Origin of the sequence: Allosphingosinicella sp., from assembly GCF_036402135.1 — a bacterium.
In the GTDB taxonomy this organism is placed as follows: Bacteria; Pseudomonadota; Alphaproteobacteria; order Sphingomonadales; family Sphingomonadaceae; genus Allosphingosinicella.
In genome coordinates this window covers 15,313-35,998 of record NZ_DASWTN010000024.1, presented here as the reverse complement: position 1 = coordinate 35,998, position 20,686 = coordinate 15,313, and the positions used below count along the sequence as shown (strand labels likewise).

General features: G+C 64.4%; 19 protein-coding genes. 10 read left to right on the top strand and 9 right to left on the bottom strand.

What is annotated here, in order from left to right:
- Window positions 1–96 precede the first annotated feature (96 nt).
- Window positions 97–384 (top strand): co-chaperone GroES, encoded by a 288-nt coding sequence (gene groES / locus VGD10_RS06765; protein ID WP_331040042.1) that lies wholly within the window; start codon window positions 97–99, stop codon window positions 382–384.
- Between the two features lie 50 nt (window positions 385–434).
- Window positions 435–2,078, top strand: coding sequence for a chaperonin GroEL (gene groL / locus VGD10_RS06760; protein WP_331040041.1), 1,644 nt, complete (start codon window positions 435–437; stop codon window positions 2,076–2,078).
- A gap of 182 nt (window positions 2,079–2,260) precedes the next feature.
- Here groL and VGD10_RS06755 read toward each other — a convergent pair whose 3' ends face one another.
- Complete coding sequence (locus tag VGD10_RS06755) at window positions 2,261–2,518, bottom strand: hypothetical protein (protein WP_331040040.1); 258 nt, start codon at window positions 2,516–2,518, stop codon at window positions 2,261–2,263.
- A 113-nt stretch (window positions 2,519–2,631) separates the two neighbouring features.
- Window positions 2,632–2,892, bottom strand: a complete 261-nt coding sequence (locus VGD10_RS06750) for a circumsporozoite protein (protein WP_331040039.1) — start codon at window positions 2,890–2,892, stop codon at window positions 2,632–2,634.
- A gap of 349 nt (window positions 2,893–3,241) precedes the next feature.
- On the opposite strand from VGD10_RS06750, the gene VGD10_RS06745 reads away from it, so the two are divergent.
- From VGD10_RS06745 to VGD10_RS06720, 6 genes are all read left to right on the top strand, one after another.
- Window positions 3,242–4,198: a metalloregulator ArsR/SmtB family transcription factor gene (locus VGD10_RS06745; RefSeq protein WP_331040038.1), complete on the top strand. Its 957-nt coding sequence runs from the start codon at window positions 3,242–3,244 to the stop codon at window positions 4,196–4,198.
- A complete protein-coding gene (metF, locus tag VGD10_RS06740) occupies window positions 4,195–5,142 on the top strand; it encodes a methylenetetrahydrofolate reductase (protein WP_331040037.1) in 948 nt (315 codons plus the stop codon). Before VGD10_RS06745 ends, metF begins: the two co-directional genes overlap by 4 nt.
- Window positions 5,139–6,185 (top strand): homocysteine S-methyltransferase family protein, encoded by a 1,047-nt coding sequence (locus VGD10_RS06735; RefSeq protein ID WP_331040036.1) that lies wholly within the window; start codon window positions 5,139–5,141, stop codon window positions 6,183–6,185. The genes metF and VGD10_RS06735 overlap by 4 nt, the downstream gene beginning before the upstream one ends.
- A gap of 37 nt (window positions 6,186–6,222) precedes the next feature.
- Window positions 6,223–8,823, top strand: a complete 2,601-nt coding sequence (metH, locus tag VGD10_RS06730) for a methionine synthase (RefSeq protein WP_331040035.1) — start codon at window positions 6,223–6,225, stop codon at window positions 8,821–8,823.
- A gap of 96 nt (window positions 8,824–8,919) precedes the next feature.
- Window positions 8,920–10,848, top strand: coding sequence for a protein-disulfide reductase DsbD family protein (locus VGD10_RS06725; RefSeq protein WP_331040034.1), 1,929 nt, complete (start codon window positions 8,920–8,922; stop codon window positions 10,846–10,848).
- Window positions 10,849–10,862: 14 nt separating this feature from the next.
- Window positions 10,863–11,507, top strand: coding sequence for a redoxin family protein (locus VGD10_RS06720; RefSeq protein ID WP_331040033.1), 645 nt, complete (start codon window positions 10,863–10,865; stop codon window positions 11,505–11,507).
- Window positions 11,508–11,544: 37 nt separating this feature from the next.
- Here VGD10_RS06720 and VGD10_RS06715 read toward each other — a convergent pair whose 3' ends face one another.
- Complete coding sequence (locus VGD10_RS06715; protein WP_331040032.1) at window positions 11,545–13,212, bottom strand: amidohydrolase; 1,668 nt, start codon at window positions 13,210–13,212, stop codon at window positions 11,545–11,547.
- Between the two features lie 77 nt (window positions 13,213–13,289).
- Here VGD10_RS06715 and VGD10_RS06710 point away from each other — a divergent pair, with 77 nt between their 5' ends.
- Together VGD10_RS06710 and VGD10_RS06705 are read left to right on the top strand one after the other, a co-directional pair.
- The gene (locus tag VGD10_RS06710; protein ID WP_331040031.1) at window positions 13,290–14,516 is read left to right on the top strand and encodes a threonine ammonia-lyase; all 1,227 of its coding nucleotides are present in this window, start codon (window positions 13,290–13,292) and stop codon (window positions 14,514–14,516) included.
- Between the two features lie 128 nt (window positions 14,517–14,644).
- Window positions 14,645–15,406, top strand: a complete 762-nt coding sequence (locus VGD10_RS06705) for an arginyltransferase (protein ID WP_331040030.1) — start codon at window positions 14,645–14,647, stop codon at window positions 15,404–15,406.
- Here the strand turns inward: VGD10_RS06705 and VGD10_RS06700 are convergent.
- The 6 genes from VGD10_RS06700 to ctrA form a co-directional block, all read right to left on the bottom strand.
- Window positions 15,403–15,765, bottom strand: coding sequence for an MmcQ/YjbR family DNA-binding protein (locus tag VGD10_RS06700; RefSeq protein ID WP_331040029.1), 363 nt, complete (start codon window positions 15,763–15,765; stop codon window positions 15,403–15,405). The two genes, VGD10_RS06705 and VGD10_RS06700, sit on opposite strands and share 4 nt — an antisense overlap.
- Window positions 15,762–16,514 carry a peptidase gene (locus tag VGD10_RS06695; RefSeq protein WP_331040028.1) on the bottom strand — a complete coding sequence of 251 codons (753 nt, stop codon included), beginning with the start codon at window positions 16,512–16,514 and terminating at the stop codon, window positions 15,762–15,764. The genes VGD10_RS06700 and VGD10_RS06695 overlap by 4 nt, the downstream gene beginning before the upstream one ends.
- Window positions 16,515–16,527: 13 nt before the next feature.
- Window positions 16,528–17,364: a transglutaminase family protein gene (locus VGD10_RS06690; protein ID WP_331040027.1), complete on the bottom strand. Its 837-nt coding sequence runs from the start codon at window positions 17,362–17,364 to the stop codon at window positions 16,528–16,530.
- A complete protein-coding gene (locus tag VGD10_RS06685; RefSeq protein ID WP_331040026.1) occupies window positions 17,364–18,299 on the bottom strand; it encodes an alpha-E domain-containing protein in 936 nt (311 codons plus the stop codon). Before VGD10_RS06685 ends, VGD10_RS06690 begins: the two co-directional genes overlap by 1 nt.
- Window positions 18,299–19,744 (bottom strand): circularly permuted type 2 ATP-grasp protein, encoded by a 1,446-nt coding sequence (locus VGD10_RS06680; protein WP_331040025.1) that lies wholly within the window; start codon window positions 19,742–19,744, stop codon window positions 18,299–18,301. The genes VGD10_RS06685 and VGD10_RS06680 overlap by 1 nt, the downstream gene beginning before the upstream one ends.
- A 125-nt stretch (window positions 19,745–19,869) precedes the next feature.
- Window positions 19,870–20,571: a response regulator transcription factor CtrA gene (ctrA, locus tag VGD10_RS06675; protein WP_331040024.1), complete on the bottom strand. Its 702-nt coding sequence runs from the start codon at window positions 20,569–20,571 to the stop codon at window positions 19,870–19,872.
- Between the last annotated feature and the right edge of the window lie 115 nt (window positions 20,572–20,686).

The window sequence follows — 20,686 nt, the reverse complement described above, 5'->3', positions numbered from 1 at the left end:
CTCGGTACGGATGAGTGCTAACAAGTTTCAACGAAGGAAGGCAGTTCCGGTGCTTGGCACTTGGGGGGACTGTCAAAGCAAAGAAAGGTGACGTGCATGAACTTTCGTCCGTTGCATGACCGGGTGCTCGTTCGCCGCGTAGAGGCCGAGGAAAAGACGGCCGGCGGCATCATCATCCCGGATACCGCCAAGGAAAAGCCGCAGGAAGGCGAAGTGATCGCCGCCGGCACCGGCTCCAAGGCCGAAGACGGCAAGGTGACCCCGCTGGACGTCAAGGCCGGCGACCGCATCCTGTTCGGCAAGTGGTCGGGAACCGAGGTTCGCGTGAACGGCGAAGACCTCCTGATCATGAAGGAATCCGACATCCTCGGGATCGTCGGCTGAACCTTCTGAAGAGCATTCACGAAACACTTTAGAATAGAGGAACAACAGACATGGCAGCGAAAGACGTACGCTTTTCGCGTGACGCCCGTGAGCGGATCCTCCGCGGCGTCGATACCCTCGCCGACGCGGTGAAGGTGACTCTTGGGCCGAAGGGCCGCAACGTCGTCATCGACAAGTCGTTCGGCGCTCCCCGCATCACCAAGGACGGCGTCACCGTCGCCAAGGAAATCGAGCTTAAGGACAAGTTCGAAAATATGGGCGCACAGATGCTCCGCGAAGTCGCTTCGAAGACGAACGACCTTGCAGGCGACGGCACCACCACCGCCACCGTTCTGGCCCAGGCAATCGTTCGCGAGGGCATGAAGTCGGTTGCGGCCGGCATGAACCCGATGGACCTGAAGCGCGGCATCGATCTCGCCGTCTCGAAGGTCGTCGAGGACCTGAAGAGCCGTTCGAAGGACGTGCAGGGCTCGAACGAGATCGCGCAGGTTGGCATCATCTCGGCCAATGGCGACACCGTTGTGGGCGAAAAGATCGCCGAAGCGATGGAGAAGGTCGGCAAGGAAGGCGTGATCACCGTCGAGGAAGCCAAGGGCCTCGAATTCGAACTCGATGTCGTCGAAGGCATGCAGTTCGACCGCGGCTACCTCTCACCCTACTTCATCACCAATCCTGAGAAGATGCAGGTCGAGCTCGCCGACCCCTACATCCTCATCCACGAGAAGAAGCTCTCCAACCTCCAGGCGATGCTTCCGATCCTCGAGGCGGTTGTGCAGTCGGGCCGTCCGCTCCTCATCATCGCCGAGGACATCGAAGGCGAGGCTCTGGCCACGCTCGTCGTCAACAAGCTGCGCGGCGGCCTCAAGGTCGCGGCCGTCAAGGCGCCGGGCTTCGGCGAGCGCCGCAAGGCGATGCGGCAGGACATCGCGATCCTCACCAAGGGCGAGATGATCAGCGAAGATCTCGGCATCAAGCTCGAGAACGTCACGGTCGGTATGCTCGGCCAGGCCAAGCGCGTCACCATCGACAAGGACAACACGACCATTGTTGACGGCGCCGGCGAAGCCGAAGCCATCAAGGGCCGTGTCGAAGCGATCCGTCAGCAGATCGAGAACACCACCAGCGATTATGACAAGGAAAAGCTCCAGGAGCGTCTTGCCAAGCTCGCCGGCGGCGTTGCCGTGATCAAGGTCGGCGGCTCGTCCGAAGTGGAAGTGAAGGAGCGCAAGGACCGCGTCGACGACGCTCTCCACGCGACCCGCGCTGCCGTCGAAGAAGGCATCGTCCCCGGCGGCGGTACGGCTCTCCTCTACGCCACCAAGGCGCTGCAGGGCCTCACCGGCCAGAATGACGATCAGACCCGCGGCATCGACATCGTCCGCCGCGCGATCATCGCTCCGGTCCGTCAGATCGCCGAGAATGCCGGCCATGACGGCGCCGTCATCTCCGGCAAGCTGCTCGACAGCGAGGACACGACCCTCGGCTTCAACGCCCAGACCGAAGTGTTCGAGAACCTGGTCCAGGCCGGCGTGATCGACCCGACCAAGGTCGTCCGCACTGCCCTTCAAGACGCGGCTTCGGTCGCCGGTCTCCTCATCACCACCGAAGCGGCGGTGTCGGAGCTTCCGGAAGACAAGCCCGCGGCCGGCGGCATGCCCGGCGGCATGGGCGGCATGGGCGGAATGGACTTCTGATTTCGCACCGGGGCAGCTCGCGCTGCCCCGGAGACGAAATCAGAACGGCCGGCGGGTCGGCCATCAGCCGAACCCGTCCGACGACAGCGCGGGCTTCGCCCGTGCTGGGACCAGCCCAAAAGAAAGAAGGCCGGGGAGCAATCGCTTCCCGGCCCTTCTTCTTTTCTACCGAAACCGCAGCTCTACTGCGTATTCGACGTTCCGTTATTCGCCGGCGGCACTTCATCCGCGCCGCCAAGATCGTCCATCGGCACTTCCGTATTGCCCACCGCGGTCTCGTCCGTCGGAATGTCCTCGCTCGAAATATCGAGCATGTTCTCCGTGTCGTTGAGCGCTGCCGCTTCCTCGCTGGTCACGCCGCTATTCTGATCTTGGCCGCCACCACATCCCCCGAGCAGTCCTAGAACGGCCGCCGCTGCAAGGGCTTTCGAAACGCGCATACTGTCCCTCCTCCGCTGTTCAGCGGCAAGTTAGGCACAGTTTCCGGCAAAGAAAAAGGGCCGCGTGTGCGAGACACGCGGCCCTCCTTGTCTCGAAACTTCGAAAACGAAGCTTACATGCCGTTGGTGGCAACAGCGTCCGAAGCGTTCTCGACGGCCGCACCGGCGTTGTCGATCGCGGCACCGGCGTTGTCGAGAGCGGCGTCAGCGGCGTTCTGCGCGTCGGTGGCAGCGGCGTTGACGTCGGTCATCGTGTTGTCGACGGTGACGTTATAGTCTTCGGTGGTGTTGGTCGTCGTGGTGTTCTCGGTTTCGTTGCCGCCGCAAGCAGCAAGGCCGAGGGTCGCAACGGCGATAAGAGCGAACTTCTTCATGGCATTTCCCTCCAAAGGAGCAAACTATTCGCTGGGCGAGGTGTTGGAGGTTTCCCTTCAACGGCCAGCAGTTAAGCGGTTTAGAGAAGGATCAGCAGAATGTCTACTGGTTTGATAAACAATCCCCCTCAACCTCCTCCTTATCAGCATCTTTCCCTCGTGCAAGAGCGGCTCGTTCATCCGGCAGAAAGCTTATTTTTCTCCACAACTTAGCATTTCAGACACCATGTTGCCGCCGCGGCTTAACGAATCAGTAAGCATCGAGAGCGGGCTTTTTCTCTACTATCCGCGCTCCTGCGCCTCATCATCCTTGACCCCCATATAAAGATATCTTTATATCCTTAAGTTGATGCAGAAGCTGCCTGATCTTTTCCAGTCGCTCGCCGATCCGACCCGCCTTCGGATCCTGACGCTGCTGCGCGCGATGGAGCTTTCCGTCGGCGAGCTTGCGCAGGTGCTTGGGCAAAGCCAGCCGCGCGTATCGCGCCATGTGAAGATCCTGATCGATGCTGGCCTTGCCGAACGCCGCAAGGAAGGAAGCTGGGTCTTCCTAAGCCTCGGCCGCGCCGAGCGTGTAGCCCCCGTCTTCGCCCTCCTCGATAGCTGGTCCGCGCTTGATGGCGAGGACCCGTGGGCCGTGGCCGACGCCGCCCGCCTTGCCGCGGTCCGCGCCGACCGCGCCGCCGCCGCCGAACGCTATTTTGCCAGCCACGCCGCCGACTGGGACGAGCTTCGCTCGCTTCACATCGCCGAAAGCGAAGTCGAGGCCGCGATCGCCCGCACCCTTGGCGACCGGGAGGTCGGCCGGCTCGTTGACATTGGTACCGGCACGGGCCGCATGCTGGAGCTGTTCGCGCCCGATGCCGAGCGCGCGCTCGGCATCGACCGCTCGCCCGAAATGCTGCGGCTGGCTCGCGTGAAGCTTGCCGAGGCGGGCCTCGCCTCCGCCGAGCTTCGCCAGGGCGATATGTATTCACTACCGCTTCCGGCCGCGTCGGCGGATACGGTCATCATCCACCAGGTGCTCCATTATGCGCAGCAGCCCGCCGCCGCAGTGGCCGAGGCTGCCCGCCTGCTCGCACCCGGCGGGCGCCTCATCATCATCGATTTCGCTCCGCACGAGCGGGAGGAGCTTCGCACCCGCGACGCGCATGCGCGCCTCGGCTTCGCGGACGATGCAATGCTCAAATATCTGAAGGCGGCAGGGCTTCAGGGCCGCGTCGTCGAGCATTTGAAGGGCGGGGAGCTTACGGTCACGCTTTGGACCGGCGAACGGCCCAAAGCCAAATTGAAGGTTGTCGCATGAGTCCCGCAGCCCCCGCCATCGAACATGCTCACGCCCGCATCAGTGGCGGCAAGCCTCTCTTCGAGGATGTTGCCGGCGACATCGGTGTCAGTTTTGAATTCTTCCCGCCGAAGACGGAGAAGATGGAGGAGACGCTCTGGGACAGCGTGAAGACGCTCGAGCCGCTTCAGCCGCGCTTCGTCTCGGTCACCTACGGCGCAGGCGGCTCGACCCGCCAGCGCACCCACGCGACCGTCGAACGGATCGCGCGCGAGACCAGCCTCGCCGCCGCTGCCCACCTCACCTGTGTCGAGGCGAGCCGCGACGAGATCGACGAGGTCGCGCGGGAATATTGGGCGGCCGGCATTCGGCATATCGTCGCCCTTCGCGGCGATCCGCCTGAGCAGGGCAAGCGCTTCGAAGCCCGAGCTGACGGCTATGCCAGCGCGGCTGAGCTGGTCGAGGGTTTGAAGAAAGTGGCGCCGTTCGAAATTTCGGTCGCCGCCTATCCGGAATGTCATCCGGAAGCCGCCAGCAAGGCATCCGACATCGACAATCTGAAGCGGAAGATCGACGCCGGCGCCGACCGCGCGATCACGCAGTTCTTCTTCTCGCCCGAATGCTTCTTCCGCTTCCAGGACGAAGCCGCGGCAGCGGGCATAGACGCCGAGATCGTGCCCGGCATCCTCCCGGTGTCGAACGTCGCTCAAACGCGGAAGTTCGCGGCCATGTGCGGCGCGTCGATTCCCGCCTGGATGGACCGCCTGTTCGAAGGGCTCGACAATCTCCCCGCCGCGCGGCAGCTGGTCGCGGCGACGGTCGCGGCCGAGCTTTGCGGCCAGCTTTATGCGGGCGGCGTCCGCCACTTCCACTTCTACACATTGAACCGGGCGGAACTCGCTTACGCGATCTGCCATTTGCTGGGGCTAAGGCCCCAGAACACAGCACAGGAGCAGGCGGCATGAACGCTCGCGAAGCACTTATTCGCGCCGCAGGTGAGCGCATCCTCCTCACCGATGGTGCCTTCGGCACCGAGATCCAGAACCACAAGCTGGACGAGGCCGCCTATCGCGGCAATCTCGGCCTCTGCAAGGACCAGAAGGGCAACAACGACATCCTCGCTCTGACCCGGCCCGACGTGGTGGAGGGCATCACCCGCGCCTATCTGGCCGCCGGATCCGACATCGTCTCTACCAACACCTTCAGCGCCAACAGCATCAGCCAGGCCGATTACGGCGCCGAAGCTCTGGTCGCCGACATCAACATCGCCTCGGCCCGCATTGCCCGGAAGGCGGCGGATGATTTCGCGGCCGAGGACGGCAAGCCCCGCTTCGTCGCGGGCGCGGTCGGCCCCACCAACAAGACGCTGTCCCTCTCGCCCGACGTCAACGACCCTGGCTTTCGCGAGATCGACTTCGACGGCCTGAAGGACGTGTATCGCGAGCAGTGCGAAGCGTTGATCGAAGGCGGCGCCGATTTCATCCTGATCGAGACCATCTTCGACACGCTGAACGCCAAGGCTGGCATCATGGCTGCCAAGGAAGCGGCCCGCGCCAGGGGCCGCGACGTGCCTTTGATGATCTCCATGACCATCACCGACCTCTGCGGCCGCAACCTTTCCGGCCACACAGTCGAGGCCTTCTGGCACGCGGTGCGCCACGCCAAGCCGGTGACGGTCGGTCTCAATTGCTCGTTCGGTGCGCAGCAGCTTCGTCCGCACGTGCAGGCGCTTTCGGGCGTCGCCGACACGCTGATCATGGCCTATCCGAATGCCGGCCTTCCCAACGAACTCGGCGCCTATGACGAGCTTCCGGCGCAAACGGCGGGGTTCCTCCGCGAATGGGCCGAACAGGGCCTCGTCAACATCGTCGGCGGCTGCTGCGGCTCGACGCCCGCGCATATCGCCGCGATGGCGAAGGCGGTGGAGGGCCTTGCCCCCCGCAAGCTGCCCGCGCCGCCGGTCGTGACCCGCCTCGCGGGTCTCGAAACCATGGTGCTCGCCGCCTGATCTTCACCCGGCCGCACCGGCCTAGTCCCAGAGTAAGATGACCCAGCAGACTGCAACCTTCGTCAATATCGGCGAGCGGACCAACGTCACCGGTTCGGCCAAGTTCAAGAAGCTCATCATGGCGGGCGACTATGCCGCCGCCGTTGAAGTCGCGCGCCAGCAGGTGGAAAATGGCGCCCAGGTCATCGACATCAACATGGACGAAGGCCTGCTCGACGCCGAACATGCGATGACCACCTTCCTGAAGCTGATCTCGGCCGAACCCGACATCGCCCGCGTGCCCTTCATGATCGACAGCTCCAAATGGAGCGTGATCGAAGCCGGCCTCAAATGCGTGTCCGGAAAGCCGATCGTGAACTCGATCAGTATGAAGGAAGGTGAAGAAGAATTCCTCCGCCACGCCCGCCTCGTCCGCGATTACGGCGCTGCCGTCGTCGTCATGGCCTTCGACGAGGTCGGCCAGGCCGATACGAAGGCACGTAAGGTCGAGATTTGCGAGCGCGCCTATAAGCTGCTCGTCGCCGACGGCTTCCCGCCGGAAGACATCATCTTCGATCCGAACATTTTCGCGGTTGCAACAGGGATTGAGGAGCATCGCCGCTACGCGGTCGAGTTCATTGAGGCGTGCCGGGAAATCCGCGCCCGCTGCCCGCACGCGCACATTTCCGGAGGGCTGTCGAACCTCAGCTTCTCCTTCCGCGGCAATGAGACTGTCCGCCGCGCGATGCATTCGATCTTCCTATACCATGCCATTCCGGCAGGGCTCGACATGGCAATCGTGAATGCAGGCCAGCTCGACGTCTACGACACGATCGATCCGGAGCTTCGCGAAGCATGCGAGGACGTGATCCTCGACCGCCGTGACGATGCGACCGAGCGGCTGGTGGCGCTTGCCGAGAAATATCTCGGTTCCAATCCCGCGGCGGAAAAGGAAGCCGCCGAATGGCGTGGCTGGCCGGTCGCCAAGCGGCTCGAACATGCGCTTGTGAAAGGCATCGACCTTCACGTCGTCGAGGATGCCGAAGAAGCGCGCCAACAGGCAGCGCGCCCGATCGAAGTGATCGAAGGGCCGTTGATGGACGGTATGAACGTCGTCGGAGACCTGTTCGGATCCGGTAAGATGTTCCTGCCGCAGGTGGTGAAGTCCGCCCGCGTCATGAAGAAGGCCGTCGCCCACCTCATTCCCTTCATCGAGGCGGAGAAGGAAAAGAACGGCGCCGCTGCCGGCAAGGGCAAGGTCGTGATGGCGACCGTCAAGGGCGATGTTCACGACATCGGCAAGAACATCGTCGGCGTCGTCCTCCAGTGCAACGGCTTCGAGGTCATAGACCTCGGTGTGATGGTGCCGTGGCAAGATATCCTAAAGGCTGCGAACGAGAATGACGCGGACATGATCGGCCTTTCCGGCCTCATTACGCCGTCGCTCGACGAGATGGTGACCGTCGCCCAGGAGATGCAGCGTGAGCAGTTGAAGCTCCCGCTCCTCATCGGCGGCGCCACGACCAGCAAGGTCCACACCGCGCTCCGCATCGACCCTGCGTATGAAGGGCCGGTGATCCACGTCCTTGACGCGAGCCGCGCCGTCGGCGTTGCCTCGACTTTGGTGTCAGACACGCTCTGCGACACCTTTGTCGACGAAACCAAGCGCAGCTATAATGAGGTGCGGGAAAGCCGTGCCAATAAGGGTCAGAACGACCTCGCGACGCTCGAAGAAGCGCGCGCCAACGCCTTCGCCTACGATCCGGAAGGCAAGGCACCGGCGCCGCTCCGTCCCGGTCTCCACCATTATGGTGAATGGGAGCTTCGCGACCTTCGCAGCCACATCGACTGGACGCCCTTCTTCCGCGCCTGGGAGCTTGCCGGCAATTACCCGCAGATCCTTGAGGACGAGGTGGTCGGCGAAAGCGCGACATCCCTGTTCAAGGACGCGCAGGCGATGCTCGACCGCATCATCGCCGAACATTGGCTGACGGCGCGCGGCACGCTGGGCCTCTGGCGCTGCCGCCGCGAGGGCGACGATGTGCTGGTGCTTGCCAGTAACGAGGAAACCCGGCTCCCCTTCCTCCGCCAGCAGGTGAAGAAGCGCGAAGGGCGCGCCAACATGTGCCTTGCCGATTTCATCTCGCCCGATGGGGAGGACTGGATCGGCGGTTTCGCGGTCGCGATCCACGGCCTCGAGCCGCACCTTGCCCGCTTCAAGGCGGAGAATGACGATTATTCCGACATCCTCCTGAAGGCGCTGTCCGACCGCCTCGCCGAAGCCTTCGCCGAGCGGCTCCACGCCCATGTCCGCGAGAATGTCTGGGGCTATGCGGGTACCGAGCACCTCACCAATCAGGAGCTGATCCGCGAGAAATATGTCGGCATCCGCCCGGCGCCCGGTTATCCGGCCTGCCCGGACCACAGCCTGAAGCCAATCCTCTTCGATATGCTGGGCGGCGATCCGGCCGGGGTCAGCCTCACCGACAATTTCGCAATGCTTCCGACCAGTGCCGTCTCCGGCTTCTATTTCGCGCACCGTGACACCGACTATTTCGGCGTCGCCCGCCTCGGCCGCGACCAGCTCGAAGACTATGCCGCCCGCCGCGGCGTCAGTGTTGAGCAGGCGGAAAGGTGGCTCCGGCCCAATCTTGATTGACGCTGGCGCTTGGTACATCACTGTATTGTGATCCTAGCGCGCCTGCTTCTCGCCCTCTTGCTCGGCCTCTGGGCCTTATCCGCCGACGCGCGCAACATGGCCGTAACCTTGGTGCCCGAGGGCGCGACCGTCGCGCCGGGGGGCAGGGTCACGCTGGCGCTGGTGATGGAGCCGGAGCCTGGCTGGCACGGCTATTGGCGCAATCCCGGCGATGCTGGAACGGAATCGCAGGTCGAATGGACTTTGCCAAACGGCGCGAGCGTCGGCGAGCTGCGCTATCCGGTGCCCGAGACGCTGACGATCGCGGGCATCATGAACTATGTCTACGAGCATGATTATGCGCTTTTGACGGAGCTGCGGGTGCCGGCCGGCGTGAAGCCGGGCGACGTGCTGCCGATCCGCGCCAGCCTCGATTATCTCGTCTGCACGCGCGAAATCTGTGTCCCGGAGAGCGCGGAGGTTGCGGCCCAGGTGACCATCGGTGCGCCGGCGCAGCCGGGACGGTTCGACGGCTATCGCGCCGCTTTGCCGCGTCCGATCGGCGGCGAGGGGCGGTTCGCGATAGAAGGCGGCAAGGCCCGGATTGCCATCCCCTATCCGGCGTCGGAAAGCGGCGAGGGCGCCTATTTCTTCCCCCTGACCCATGGGCTCCTCAAATATTCCGCCGCGCAGGAGGTGCGGCGCGACGGCGACACTCTGATTATCGAGACCGACGCGCCCGGCGAGGCGGCTGGTCTCAAGGGCGCCGAAGGCCTGCTCAAGGTCGGCGAGCGCGGCCTGTGGGTGACGCTCCGCCCCGGCCCCATCGCGGCAGGCACGGCCGAGGCGGGTTTGGCCTCCACCATCCTCCTTGCGCTATTGGGCGCCGTGCTGGGCGGACTGATCCTCAACATCATGCCCTGCGTCTTTCCGATCCTGAGCCTCAAGGCGCTGAGCCTCGCGCGGACCGGCGAGAGCGAAGGAACGGCGCGCCGGGAAGCGCTCGCTTATGCCGCGGGCGTCATCCTCGTTTGCTTGGCGCTCGGCGGCGCGTTGCTCGCCCTGCGCGCGGGAGGCGCTGCGGTCGGCTGGGCCTTCCAGCTGCAGGATCCCCGCGTGATCATCGTCCTGCTGCTTCTGGTCACCGCCATCGCGCTCAACCTCGCCGGCCTGTTCGATCTGCGCGCCGTCGGCGCCGGCCAGGGTCTCGCCGGCAAGGGTGGCGTGGGGGGCGCCTTCTGGACCGGAGTGCTGGCGGCTTTCGTCGCGACGCCCTGCACCGGCCCTTTTATGGGCGCGGCAATGGGCGCGGCGCTCATCCTGCCCACGGCGGCCGCGCTGGCGGTGTTCGCGGGCCTCGGGCTGGGCCTCGCCTTACCCTTCCTGCTGCTGGGTTTCGTGCCCGCGCTTCGGCGGCGGCTGCCGAAGCCAGGCCTTTGGATGGACAGGCTGCGCCGCATCCTGTCTGTGCCGATGTTCCTGACGGCGCTCGGCCTCGCCTGGATATTGGGGCGGCAGGCCGGCGTCGATGGGATGACGATCGGCCTCGCCGCTGCGACCGTGCTGGGCCTCGCTTTGTGGTGGGTCGGGCAATGGCAGGGACGAGTCGGCCTATGGTTGCCGCTGGTGCCCGCCGCCGCTGCCGCCGCTCTCGCCCTTGCTTTCGTGCCGACCGCCGCCACCGCGCCGGCAATGGCAAGCGCTCCGAACATGCTGAATGCCGAACCCTTTACCGAGGCGCGTCTCGCCTCGCTGCAGCAGGAGGGGCGCCCCGTTTTCGTCTACTTCACCGCCGACTGGTGCCTGACGTGCAAGGTCAACGAAAAGGGCGCGATCGAGCGGAAGGAGGTCGCCAAGGCCTTCGCCGACGCGCAGGTTGCGGTTCTGGTCGGCGATTGGACTCGCGGCGATGCGACGATCGGCCGCTTCCTCGAAAGGCACGGCCGCTCGGGCGTACCGCTCTACCTCTACTACCAGCCGGGCAAGCCGGCCGAAATCCTGCCGCAGGTTCTGACGCCCTCGCGGCTCGTGTCCATGGTCAGCTGATAAGGAACGCCGAAATGAAGCAGATGCTTGCCGCTTTCACCGCCTTCACCGCACTGGCCCTCACCGCTGGATGCGACGGCTCGTCCTCCGTCGAGGAGAAGTCCGCGACGGCGCCAGTCGTCGGCCAGCCTGCACCCAACTTCCAACTTGCCGACCTCGACGGCAAGCCCGTCAGCCTCTCCGGCTTCAAGGGGAAGACGGTAGTGCTTGAATGGAACAACCCCGAATGTCCGTACGTGAAGAAGCATTATGGCAGCGGCAACATGCAGAAGACGCAAACGACCGCCGTGAATGACGGCGTCGTCTGGCTGACCATCAACTCCGGCGCGCCCGGCAATCAGGGCCATATGGACGCCGCCCAGGCCAAGGCGGTTCTCGCCCAGAACGGCGCCCGGTCCTCTGCCTATCTGCTCGACGCGAACGGCAAGGTCGGCAAGCTCTATGACGCCAGGACGACGCCGCACATGTTCATCGTCGATCAGGCGGGCGCGCTCGTCTATGCGGGCGGCATCGACGACAAGCCGACCAATGACCCGGATGACATCGCTGGCGCCCGCAACCACGTGCTGGCTGCGCTCTCCGAGATCAAGGCCGGGAAGCCGGTGTCGGTCGCGAGCAGCCGCCCCTATGGCTGTTCCGTCAAATATGCCGACGCATAAGCCGGCCGTTCACCCCCGCTTCGCATCATAACCTAGCTTAGCGGCCGGAGGAGCTGGGGCTTCCGCGCTGCCACACCCGCCGTCCGCCGAGATAGGTCTCCAGCACCTGCGTGCCCCTGATCTGCTCCGGCGTCGCATTGTTGAAGATGTCGCGGTCGATGATGATGAAATCGGCCATGCGTCCGCGTTCCAGCGACCCCAGTCGGTCCTCGGCAAAGGCGGCATAAGCCGCATCGCGGGTGAAGGCGGAGAAAGCCTGCGTCAGCGACACGCGCTGCTCCGGCATCCAGCCGCCCGCCGGCTGGCCCTGCGGATCGACGCGGCTGATCGCAACGGCAAGGCCGTGGAACGGGTTCGGCGACTCCACCGGGAAGTCGGATCCGAAGGCGAGCGGCACCCGGTTCTGCGCCATAGTCGCCCAGGCATAGGCGCCGCGCAGCCGCTCAGCGCCCATCCGCGCTTCGGCCATGCGCCAGTCGCTGGTCTGGTGGACCGGCTGCATCGACGCGATAATGCCGTTCCGCGCGAAGCGGGGAAGATCGGCCGGATCGACGATCTGCGCATGCTCGATCCGCCAACGCCGGTCGCCCTTATAGGTGTCCGAAAGCTCCTCGATCCCCTCCAGCACCTGCGCATTGGCGGCATCGCCGATCGCGTGCACCGCCACCTGAAAGCCGTCCATCGCCGCCCGCACCATCAGGTTCTTGAGCGTCGCGTCGCTTAGGAAGGCAAGGCCGCGCTCCTTCGGAGAATCCTTGTAGGGCTGCTTCAGGAACGCACCGCGCGATCCAAGAGCGCCGTCGGCATAGAGTTTGACGCCGACCATGCGGAGCCGATTGTCGTAGAGCCAGGGCGTCTGATGCGTGCCGGCGACTTCGAGTAGGTTTTCGACGCCGGAGGCATAGGAAAGGACGCGCACATTTAGCCGCCCTTCGTCTCCTGCACGCCGAAGCACGAGCCACTCCTCGGCACTCGTCCCCATGTCGGCAACGGCCGTGAGCCCGTTTGAAAGCAATATCTCCTGCGCCCGCTGAAGCGCTTGGTCCCGCGTGCGTGGGAGTGTCGCCGGCACCGCCTTCTGCACCAGCGTGGATGCGGCATCGATGAAGATCCCATTGGGCTGGTTGCCGGTCTTCTCGATCTTGCCGCCCGCTGGCGAAACCGACGCGGCAGTGACACCCGCTTCCTGCATGGCGATGCTGTTCGCCCATCCGGCATGGCCGTCGACGCGCTCCAGCCAGACCGGGCGGTCGCGGACCACGGCGTCGATGTCGGCTGCGGTCGGGAAGCGGCCGAGGCCCCATTTCTCCTGGTTCCAGCCGCGGCCGATGATCCAGCGCGGCGAAGGATTGGCGGCTGCATAAGCCGCGATCTTCGCCTGCGCCTCCTGCAGCGAATTGGTGTCGCTGAGGTCGAGCTGGATCGCGCCCATGCCGAGGCCCATCACATGGCCGTGCGCGTCGAACAGACCGGGAATTAGGGTCCGGCCGCGTCCGTCGATGCGATAGTCGGCACGCCCGGCAAGCCGCTCGCCGCGCTGCAGCAGCTGCTTCACCTTCCCCGCATTGTCGATCAATATGCCGTTGAAGCGGATCAGGCGCCCGCCCTCGCCAATCGTATAGCCGTTCACATTGTCCACATGGACGTCGGCGAGCGCTGCGGGGGCAAGCAACAGAGCCGCAAGCGCGGCCAGAAACTTCTTCATCTTCCAAAAGCCTTCTGATCGGAATGCCGCGGGCATAAGGCTTGTTTAGCGGCCGCGCCAGTGGGATAGCGGCCCTCATGGCCCGCTCAGACGACCCCGTCACATTCGCCGATATCGAAGCCGCCGCACGCCGGATCGAAGGCGCGGTCGTGCGGACGCCGACGCTCCTCAGCCGCACCTTGTCGGAGCTTACCGGCGCCACGGTCTGGGTGAAATTCGAAAACCTCCAGTTTACAGCCGCCTATAAGGAACGCGGCGCGCTCAACAAATTGCTGCTAATGGACGAGGCGAAGCGGGGGCGCGGCGTCATCGCTTCCTCGGCCGGCAACCATGCGCAGGCGGTCGCTTATCACGCGAAGCGGCTCGGCGTCCCGGCCATGATCGTGATGCCGCGTTCGACCCCGACCATAAAGGTCATGCAGACGGAAGGGCACGGCGCCGAAGTCGTGCTCCACGGCGAGCTTTACGACGAAGCCTATGCCCATGCGCTTGAGCTGGCGGAGGCGCGGCAGCTCACCTTCGTGCACCCGTTCGACGATCCGGATATCATGGCCGGGCAGGGCACGGTCGGCCTCGAAATGCTCGCCGACGCGCCGGAAATCGAAACGCTCGTCGTGCCGATCGGCGGCGGCGGCCTCATCTCCGGCGTCGGCACGGCGGCCAAGGCGCTCAAGCCGGATATCGACCTCGTCGGTGTCCAGGCCGAACTCTACCCGTCCATGTATTGCGAGATCACCGGCAAAACGCTGCCGTCGGCCGGCGACACGATTGCCGAGGGGATTGCCGTCAAGGCGCCGGCCAAGGCGACCGCCGCGATCATCCGCAGCTTGGTCGACGAGATCCTGCTCGTGTCCGAACGTGATATGGAAAGCGCCGTCAGCCTCCTCGTCCAGATTGAGAAGACGGTGGCGGAAGGGGCGGGCGGCGCAGGTCTCGCAGCTCTTCTCGCCCATCCGGAACGCTTCCGCGGCCGCAAGGTCGGTCTCATCGTCACCGGCGGCAATATCGATACGCGCCTCCTCGCGACCGTGCTGCTGCGCGACCTCGCCCGCTCAGGCCGGATGGCCCGGCTCCGCATCCAGCTTCAGGACCGCCCCGGCGCGCTCTTCGCGGTCGTGAAGCAGTTCGACCTTCATCAGGTGAACATCGTCGAAATCTACCACCAGCGGATCTTCACGCCGCTGCCCGCCAAGGACACCTTCATCGACATCGAATGCGAGGCCCGCGACGCGGCGCACCTTGAGCGCCTGACGGAGGCGCTCAAAGCCGATGGCTTCAACGTCCATCCCGTGGATATCCACTAGAATCTGTGCCAGCGTGGCACGGTTCGCCGAAAGCCGAGCATTTCGTCGCGTCCCGCTCTTCCTTTCGCGGCACCGACGGGCGTAAAGTTCGTTATGGCAGCAGTTGCTTTTCCGTCTCGGAGTAACCGTTGAGCGCACCCTTCCGCTTTCCCCGCTTCTTCGTGACGACGCCCGCGCCTTGCCCGTACATATTGGGCAAGACCGAGCGGAAGGTCTTCACCGAGCTTACCGGGCAGCATGCGAGCGAGCTCAACGATGCGCTGGGGCGGATCGGCTTCCGCCGCAGCCAGGGCGTCGCCTACCGGCCGAGCTGCCTCGACTGCGCCGCCTGCATCTCGGTCCGCGTCGTTGCGACCGAGTTCGAGCCGAACGCCTCGCAGCGCCGCACCCTTCGCCGCCATGCCGATCTTGAAGTCACCGCCTGCAAGCCTTGGACGACCGAGGAGCAATATGCGCTCCTCCGCCGCTACCTCAGCGCGCGGCACCCCGGCGGCGGCATGGTCGACATGGACGAAAACGACTTTGCCGACATGGTCGAGCAGAGCCCGGTCAAAACCTACCTCATCGAATATCGCGAGCCGTCGGAAAACGGCCGCCCCGGCAAGCTTGTAGGCGCCTGCCTCACCGATCAGCAGGGCGACGGCCTGTCGATGATCTACAGCTTCTTCGATCCGGACAATGCCAAGCGCCCCGGCCTCGGCACCTACATCATCCTCGATCACATCACCCGCGCCGCAAAGGCGGGGCTTCCTTATGTCTATCTCGGCTATTGGGTCGAGGATTCGCCGCGCATGTCCTACAAAGCGCGCTTCCGCCCGCTGGAGCGGCTGGGCCCCAACGGCTGGCACCGCTTCGAGCCCGAACAGCGCGAGCTGCCGCTCTCCTCTTAATCCTCGGCCGGCAGCAGCTTCGATAATTTCTTCGGCGCGAAGGCGCGGTAGCTTTCCACGATCCATCGCTTCATCAGGTCGAGGTCGATCTCGTCACCCTTCGCGAAGCTCGACGTGACCCAGCCGCTTCGCCCAAGTCCGTAGCCGGTCGGTTCTGTAAAATCGAAGATCAAGGCAAAGTCACGGCTTACCGGCAGCTTCATGGACAGGCTCAGCCGGTCTTCCTCCAGATTGAGAAAGACGAAGCTCCTGCCTCTGACCTTCAGCGCCGAATGACCCCAGGGCATCTCCTCCACCGCTTCGGGGAGGTCGAGGCCGTAGGCCCGGAGCGCGTCGTAAGCCTCCTTCAGGCTCGTCATTCAGGCTCAGCCATGAAGGGAGGGTTCGGGATGCGCTGCGTTGCTTCGCTGAGCAAAGCCGCCCATTCCCGCGACAGGGCGTTGAAATATTCGTCATCCTCTTCGACCCGCACCTGGATGAGCGGGCGTTTCTTGTCGCGCGGCATCACCAGCACGTCGATCGGCCGCGACACGCCCAGGTTGGAGCGCATGGCGCTGTCGTAAGACAGGAAGCCCACCTTCACCGCCTCGTCGAGCGGCGTTTCCATGCGGACGCGGCGGTCGAGGATCGGCTTGCCGTATTTCGTCTCGCCGATCTGCAGGAACGGAACTTCCGTCTTGCACTCGATGAAATTGCCCGCCGAATAGACGAGGTAGAGGGCAGGGGGCGCCTTGCCGATGCGGCCGCCGAGCAGCAGCGACACCGAGCTGCCGATATTCACCGACGCCAGCGCCGCGCCCACCGTCCGGCTCGCAATCTGCACCGCCTCGCCAACCAATTGCGCCGCCCTGAACATCGTCGCCGCGCCCGACAGCGTTCGCACCATGTCGACGTCGCCTGATGATGGAAGCCCCTCTCGGAGCAGGCTGATCACCGCCTGGCTCATCGACAGGCTGCCCGACGTGCAGGCGAAGATCTGCCGGTCGGCCGTATCCACCAGCGTATGCAGCTTCTTGAACGACGAGAAATTGTCGACGCCCGCATTGGTGCGGGTATCTGCCATCATGATCAGGCCCTCGTCGAGGAGGAAGCCGATACAATAAGTCACGCGTGCCGGGCTCCTAGCTTTGCGACTGCGATTGCGACTGGGTCCTTGCTAGACGAACCTGCACGTCGACAGAAAGCTCTTCATTGCCGCCGCCGCGCCTCGCCCCAGCGAACGGCGCCGCATCGCGATAATCGAGCCCCGCCGCAATACGGATATAGGCGTCGTCGGCGGAGATGCCGTTGGTCGGATCGAACGCAACCCAACCCAGATTTTCGACCCACGCCTCCGCCCAGGCATGCGCCGCTTCCTGGATCACTTTGCCGTCGCGGCGGAAGAGATGGCCCGACACATAGCGCGCCGGAATGCGACTGAGCCGCGCCACGGCGATAAAGATATGCGCGAAATCCTGGCAGACCCCGTGGCCGGCATCGAACGCTTCAAGTGCGGTCGTATCCGGCACTGTCTTGCCGGTGTCGAAACTCATCCTGCTTTTGATGGTGGAGGTGAGGCGATGAAGCCGCTCCAGCCGCGTACCACCCTCAGCCTCCAGCGCCGCCGCGAAATCCTGCAGCGGCTTCCCGCCTTCCGTCAGCCGGGTCGGCCGCAGGAACACTTCCGGCGGCAAATCGCCCGGGAGCCCGTCGACCACGCCCGCCCGGTCCTCGGTCAGCACCTTGCCGGACACGGTGACCGTCAACTCGGTCAGCGGCTTGTCGATATAAAGCATGTGGATGATGTTGCCGTAGCCGTCCCGGCTTTCGCGCAGCCGCGCATCGACGCCGAGGTCGATCCGCCAGTCGAGCACATTCTGCCCGCGGAAGCTGTGCGGCGTCAGGCGGAGGAGCTGGATCACGCGCCGCGCAGGCTCGCTGTAGCGGTAGCTGGTGCGATATTGGACGGAAAGCCGCATCAGCCGAACCTGAACTGCGCGGCGATGGCGCGATCGACCGCGGCATTCTCACGAATGAAGCGCTGCAGATATTGGTGAAGCCCGCCTTGAAACACGGTTCGGATATCGGTCTCCTGAAGCTTCCGTTCCCGGTCGCGGGCGAGCCGGTCCGCCTGGCCCTGCCGCCCGGTCGCCTCGCCAATTGCGGTAAGCAGATCGACAGCCTCGGCGGCTGCGGCGGCGAGCGAGCGCGGAAGCTCGCGGCGGAAGATCAGCATGTCGGCGACCAGCCAAGGCTTCAGCGCATCCGTGTAGAGGTGGCGATAGGCCGTGCGGGCCGACACGGTGTGAAGGATCGTCGTCCACTGGTCGCGGTCCAAGGTTCCACCCACCGGCTCGCCCTCCGGAAGCAGGATATAATATTTTACGTCGAGCAGGCGCGCCGTGTTGTCGGCCCGTTCGATAACTGAGCCGAGGCGCAGGAACCAATAGCCTTCGCTCCGAAGCATTCGCGCCACTGCGCCTTCGAAGCCCAAAGTCTCGGCCTTAACGCCTTCGACCATATTGAGCGCCGCCTGCGCGCCGCCGGGGCTGGCACGGCCGCGGAGCGTCAGCCAGGCGCGGTTGATCGCCTCCCAGCCCTCTCGCGAAAGGCTGTTCCGCGCCGCCCGGGCATTGTCCCGCGCCAAACCGAGGCAGGCGCGGACGGAGTTGGGATTCTCCTCGGCTAGGCTGAGGTAACGGCTGACGTTGAAGGCGGTGGGATTCTCGCCCGTTCGCGCAAATCCGTCCGTCTCTCCCACCACCGCAAGCGCGCTCTTCCACGCCTGGTCGGCACGCGCTTTCATCGAAAGCGAATTAAGCCTGATCGTCGCTTCGATCAGCCGCGTCGTGAACTCCGCTCGCTCCATGTAGCGGCCGATCCAGTAGAGGTTGGATGCGGTGCGCGACAGCATCAGGCCTCGCCTTCCTGAGGCGCGGCGAGGATGAAGCTGTCCTTCGTCCCGCCGCCCTGGCTCGAATTCACCACCAGCGACCCTTCGCGTAGGGCAACGCGGGTGAGGCCGCCGGGAACGATATTGATGCCCTTGGCGCCGGTCAGCACGAATGGCCGGAAATCCACATGCCGCGGCACGATGCCCTTTTCCGTCACCGTCGGCACGGTGGAAAGCGACAGCGTCGGCTGCGCAATATAGCGGTGCGGCTCCGCCTTCACGGCGCTCCGGAAATGCTCAATCTCCGCCGCCGTGGCGGTCGGCCCCACCAGCATGCCGTAGCCGCCCGACCCGTCCACCAGCTTCACCACCAGCTCTTCCATATGGTCGAGCACATATTGCAGCCCCTCCGGCTCACGGCAGCGGAAGGTCTCGACATTGGGAAGCTTCGCATCCTCGCCCGAATAATAACGGACGATCTCCGGCATGTAGGAATAGATCGCCTTGTCGTCGGCAATACCGGTGCCGGGCGCGTTCACGATCGCGACGTTGCCGGCGAGATAGGCGGCCATCAGCCCCGGAACGCCGAGCACCGAATCCCGCCGGAACATCAGCGGGTCGAGGAAGGCATCGTCGACGCGGCGGTAGATCACGTCCACCCGCACCCGCCCCTCGATGGTGCGCATCCAGACGACGTCGTCGTCCACTTCCAGATCGCGGCCCTCGACCAGTTCGATGCCCATATTGTCGGCAAGAAAACTGTGTTCGTAGAAAGCGCTGTTATAGTGGCCGGGCGTCAGCAGCACGCAGACCGGATTGCGCGCCCCCTTGGGCGCCACCGAAAACAGTGTGTCGCGGAGCAGGTCGGGATAGGTGTCAACCGGCCGCACCGGAAAGGCGTCGAACAGCTCCGGGCAAAGCCGAAGCATCGCCTCCCTGTTCTCGAGCATGTAGGATACGCCCGACGGCGTCCGCGCATTGTCCTCCAGCACGAAAAATTCGTCCGGCCCGGTCCGAACCAGGTCGATGCCGCAAATGTGGGCATAAACGCCGTGCGGCGGCTTCGCGCCTGCGACATGAACGCAGAAGCCCGGATTGGCGAGGACCAGGTCGGCGGGAAGCACGCCATCGCGGATGATCTTCCGCTCGCCATAAACGTCGTCGATGAAGGCGTTGATCGCGCGGACGCGCTGCTCCAGCCCCTCAGAAAGCCGTGCCCATTCCGCTGCCGTGAAGATGCGCGGGATGATGTCGAACGGGATGATGCGCTCGGCCGCCTCATCGTCGCCGTAAACGTTGAAGGTGATGCCTAACGTCCGGAACGCAGCTTCGGCGGCCTGCTGGCGCCGGTCGAGGTCGGCTTCGCTGGTGTCGCCGATCCAGGCGCCGAGCAGCTCGAAACCGTCGCGCGTCTTCCGCCCGCGGCTCGTCCCCCACAATTCGTCAAATGCGCCCCTGGCCGCCATTCACCCGCTCGTTTCGCCTCCGGCATCAACTGCCGCCAAAGGCACAATGCACGAGGCGCGCTTTAGGTGCAAAAAAGCCGGCGGAGGAGGCCCCGCCGGCTTTTCTATTCCTCGCGGTCACCCTTTCAGGCGACTTGGGCTTGCTCCATATCTTCCGGATCGCGCAGCACATAGCCGCGGCCCCAGACGGTCTCGATATAATTCTCGCCACCACAGGCCGACGACAGCTTCTTGCGAAGCTTGCAGATGAACACGTCAATGATCTTGAGTTCGGGCTCGTCCATGCCGCCATAGAGGTGGTTCAGGAACATTTCCTTGGTGAGCGTCGTCGACTTACGAAGCGACAAGAGCTCCAGCATCGCATATTCTTTGCCGGTCAGGTGCACGCGGGCGCCGTCCACTTCGACCGTCTTGGCGTCGAGGTTCACGGCCAGCTTGCCGGTGCGGATCACGCTCTGGCTGTGGCCCTTCGAGCGGCGGACGACCGCATGGATGCGGGCGACCAGCTCGTCGCGGTGGAAGGGCTTGGTCACGTAATCGTCGGCGCCGAAGCCGAGCGCACGGACCTTCGAATCCATCTCGCCGATGCCGGAAAGGATGAGGACCGGAGTGCCGACCTTGGCCGCGCGGAGCTTCTTCAGCACGTCATAGCCGTGCATGTCCGGCAGGTTGAGGTCGAGGCAGATGATGTCGTAATCGTAGAGCTTGCCGAGATCCAAGCCCTCTTCGCCGAGGTCGGTCGTATAGACGTTGAAGCCTTCGGTGGTCAGCATCAGCTCGATGCTCTTCGCGGTCGTCGGCTCGTCTTCGATCAGCAGTACACGCATGAGAGTCTACCCCCTTCTCTTCGCCCCGCTCTCGCCCACATGGACAAGCCGGTAACCTTCGTTAACGCGGCAATAAATGAAGTTAAAAGGTTAATTACTTGTTAAAGGTCTGACT

Coding starts and splice junctions, on each gene's coding strand:
- groES (WP_331040042.1), top strand. CDS start 97: ATGAACTTTCGTCCGTTGCATGACCGGGTGCTCGTTCGCCGCGTAGAG.
- groL (WP_331040041.1), top strand. CDS start 435: ATGGCAGCGAAAGACGTACGCTTTTCGCGTGACGCCCGTGAGCGGATC.
- VGD10_RS06755 (WP_331040040.1), bottom strand. CDS start 2,518: ATGCGCGTTTCGAAAGCCCTTGCAGCGGCGGCCGTTCTAGGACTGCTC.
- VGD10_RS06750 (WP_331040039.1), bottom strand. CDS start 2,892: ATGAAGAAGTTCGCTCTTATCGCCGTTGCGACCCTCGGCCTTGCTGCT.
- VGD10_RS06745 (WP_331040038.1), top strand. CDS start 3,242: ATGCAGAAGCTGCCTGATCTTTTCCAGTCGCTCGCCGATCCGACCCGC.
- metF (WP_331040037.1), top strand. CDS start 4,195: ATGAGTCCCGCAGCCCCCGCCATCGAACATGCTCACGCCCGCATCAGT.
- VGD10_RS06735 (WP_331040036.1), top strand. CDS start 5,139: ATGAACGCTCGCGAAGCACTTATTCGCGCCGCAGGTGAGCGCATCCTC.
- metH (WP_331040035.1), top strand. CDS start 6,223: ATGACCCAGCAGACTGCAACCTTCGTCAATATCGGCGAGCGGACCAAC.
- VGD10_RS06725 (WP_331040034.1), top strand. CDS start 8,920: ATGGCCGTAACCTTGGTGCCCGAGGGCGCGACCGTCGCGCCGGGGGGC.
- VGD10_RS06720 (WP_331040033.1), top strand. CDS start 10,863: ATGAAGCAGATGCTTGCCGCTTTCACCGCCTTCACCGCACTGGCCCTC.
- VGD10_RS06715 (WP_331040032.1), bottom strand. CDS start 13,212: ATGAAGAAGTTTCTGGCCGCGCTTGCGGCTCTGTTGCTTGCCCCCGCA.
- VGD10_RS06710 (WP_331040031.1), top strand. CDS start 13,290: ATGGCCCGCTCAGACGACCCCGTCACATTCGCCGATATCGAAGCCGCC.
- VGD10_RS06700 (WP_331040029.1), bottom strand. CDS start 15,765: ATGACGAGCCTGAAGGAGGCTTACGACGCGCTCCGGGCCTACGGCCTC.
- VGD10_RS06690 (WP_331040027.1), bottom strand. CDS start 17,364: ATGCGGCTTTCCGTCCAATATCGCACCAGCTACCGCTACAGCGAGCCT.
- VGD10_RS06685 (WP_331040026.1), bottom strand. CDS start 18,299: ATGCTGTCGCGCACCGCATCCAACCTCTACTGGATCGGCCGCTACATG.
- VGD10_RS06680 (WP_331040025.1), bottom strand. CDS start 19,744: ATGGCGGCCAGGGGCGCATTTGACGAATTGTGGGGGACGAGCCGCGGG.
- ctrA (WP_331040024.1), bottom strand. CDS start 20,571: ATGCGTGTACTGCTGATCGAAGACGAGCCGACGACCGCGAAGAGCATC.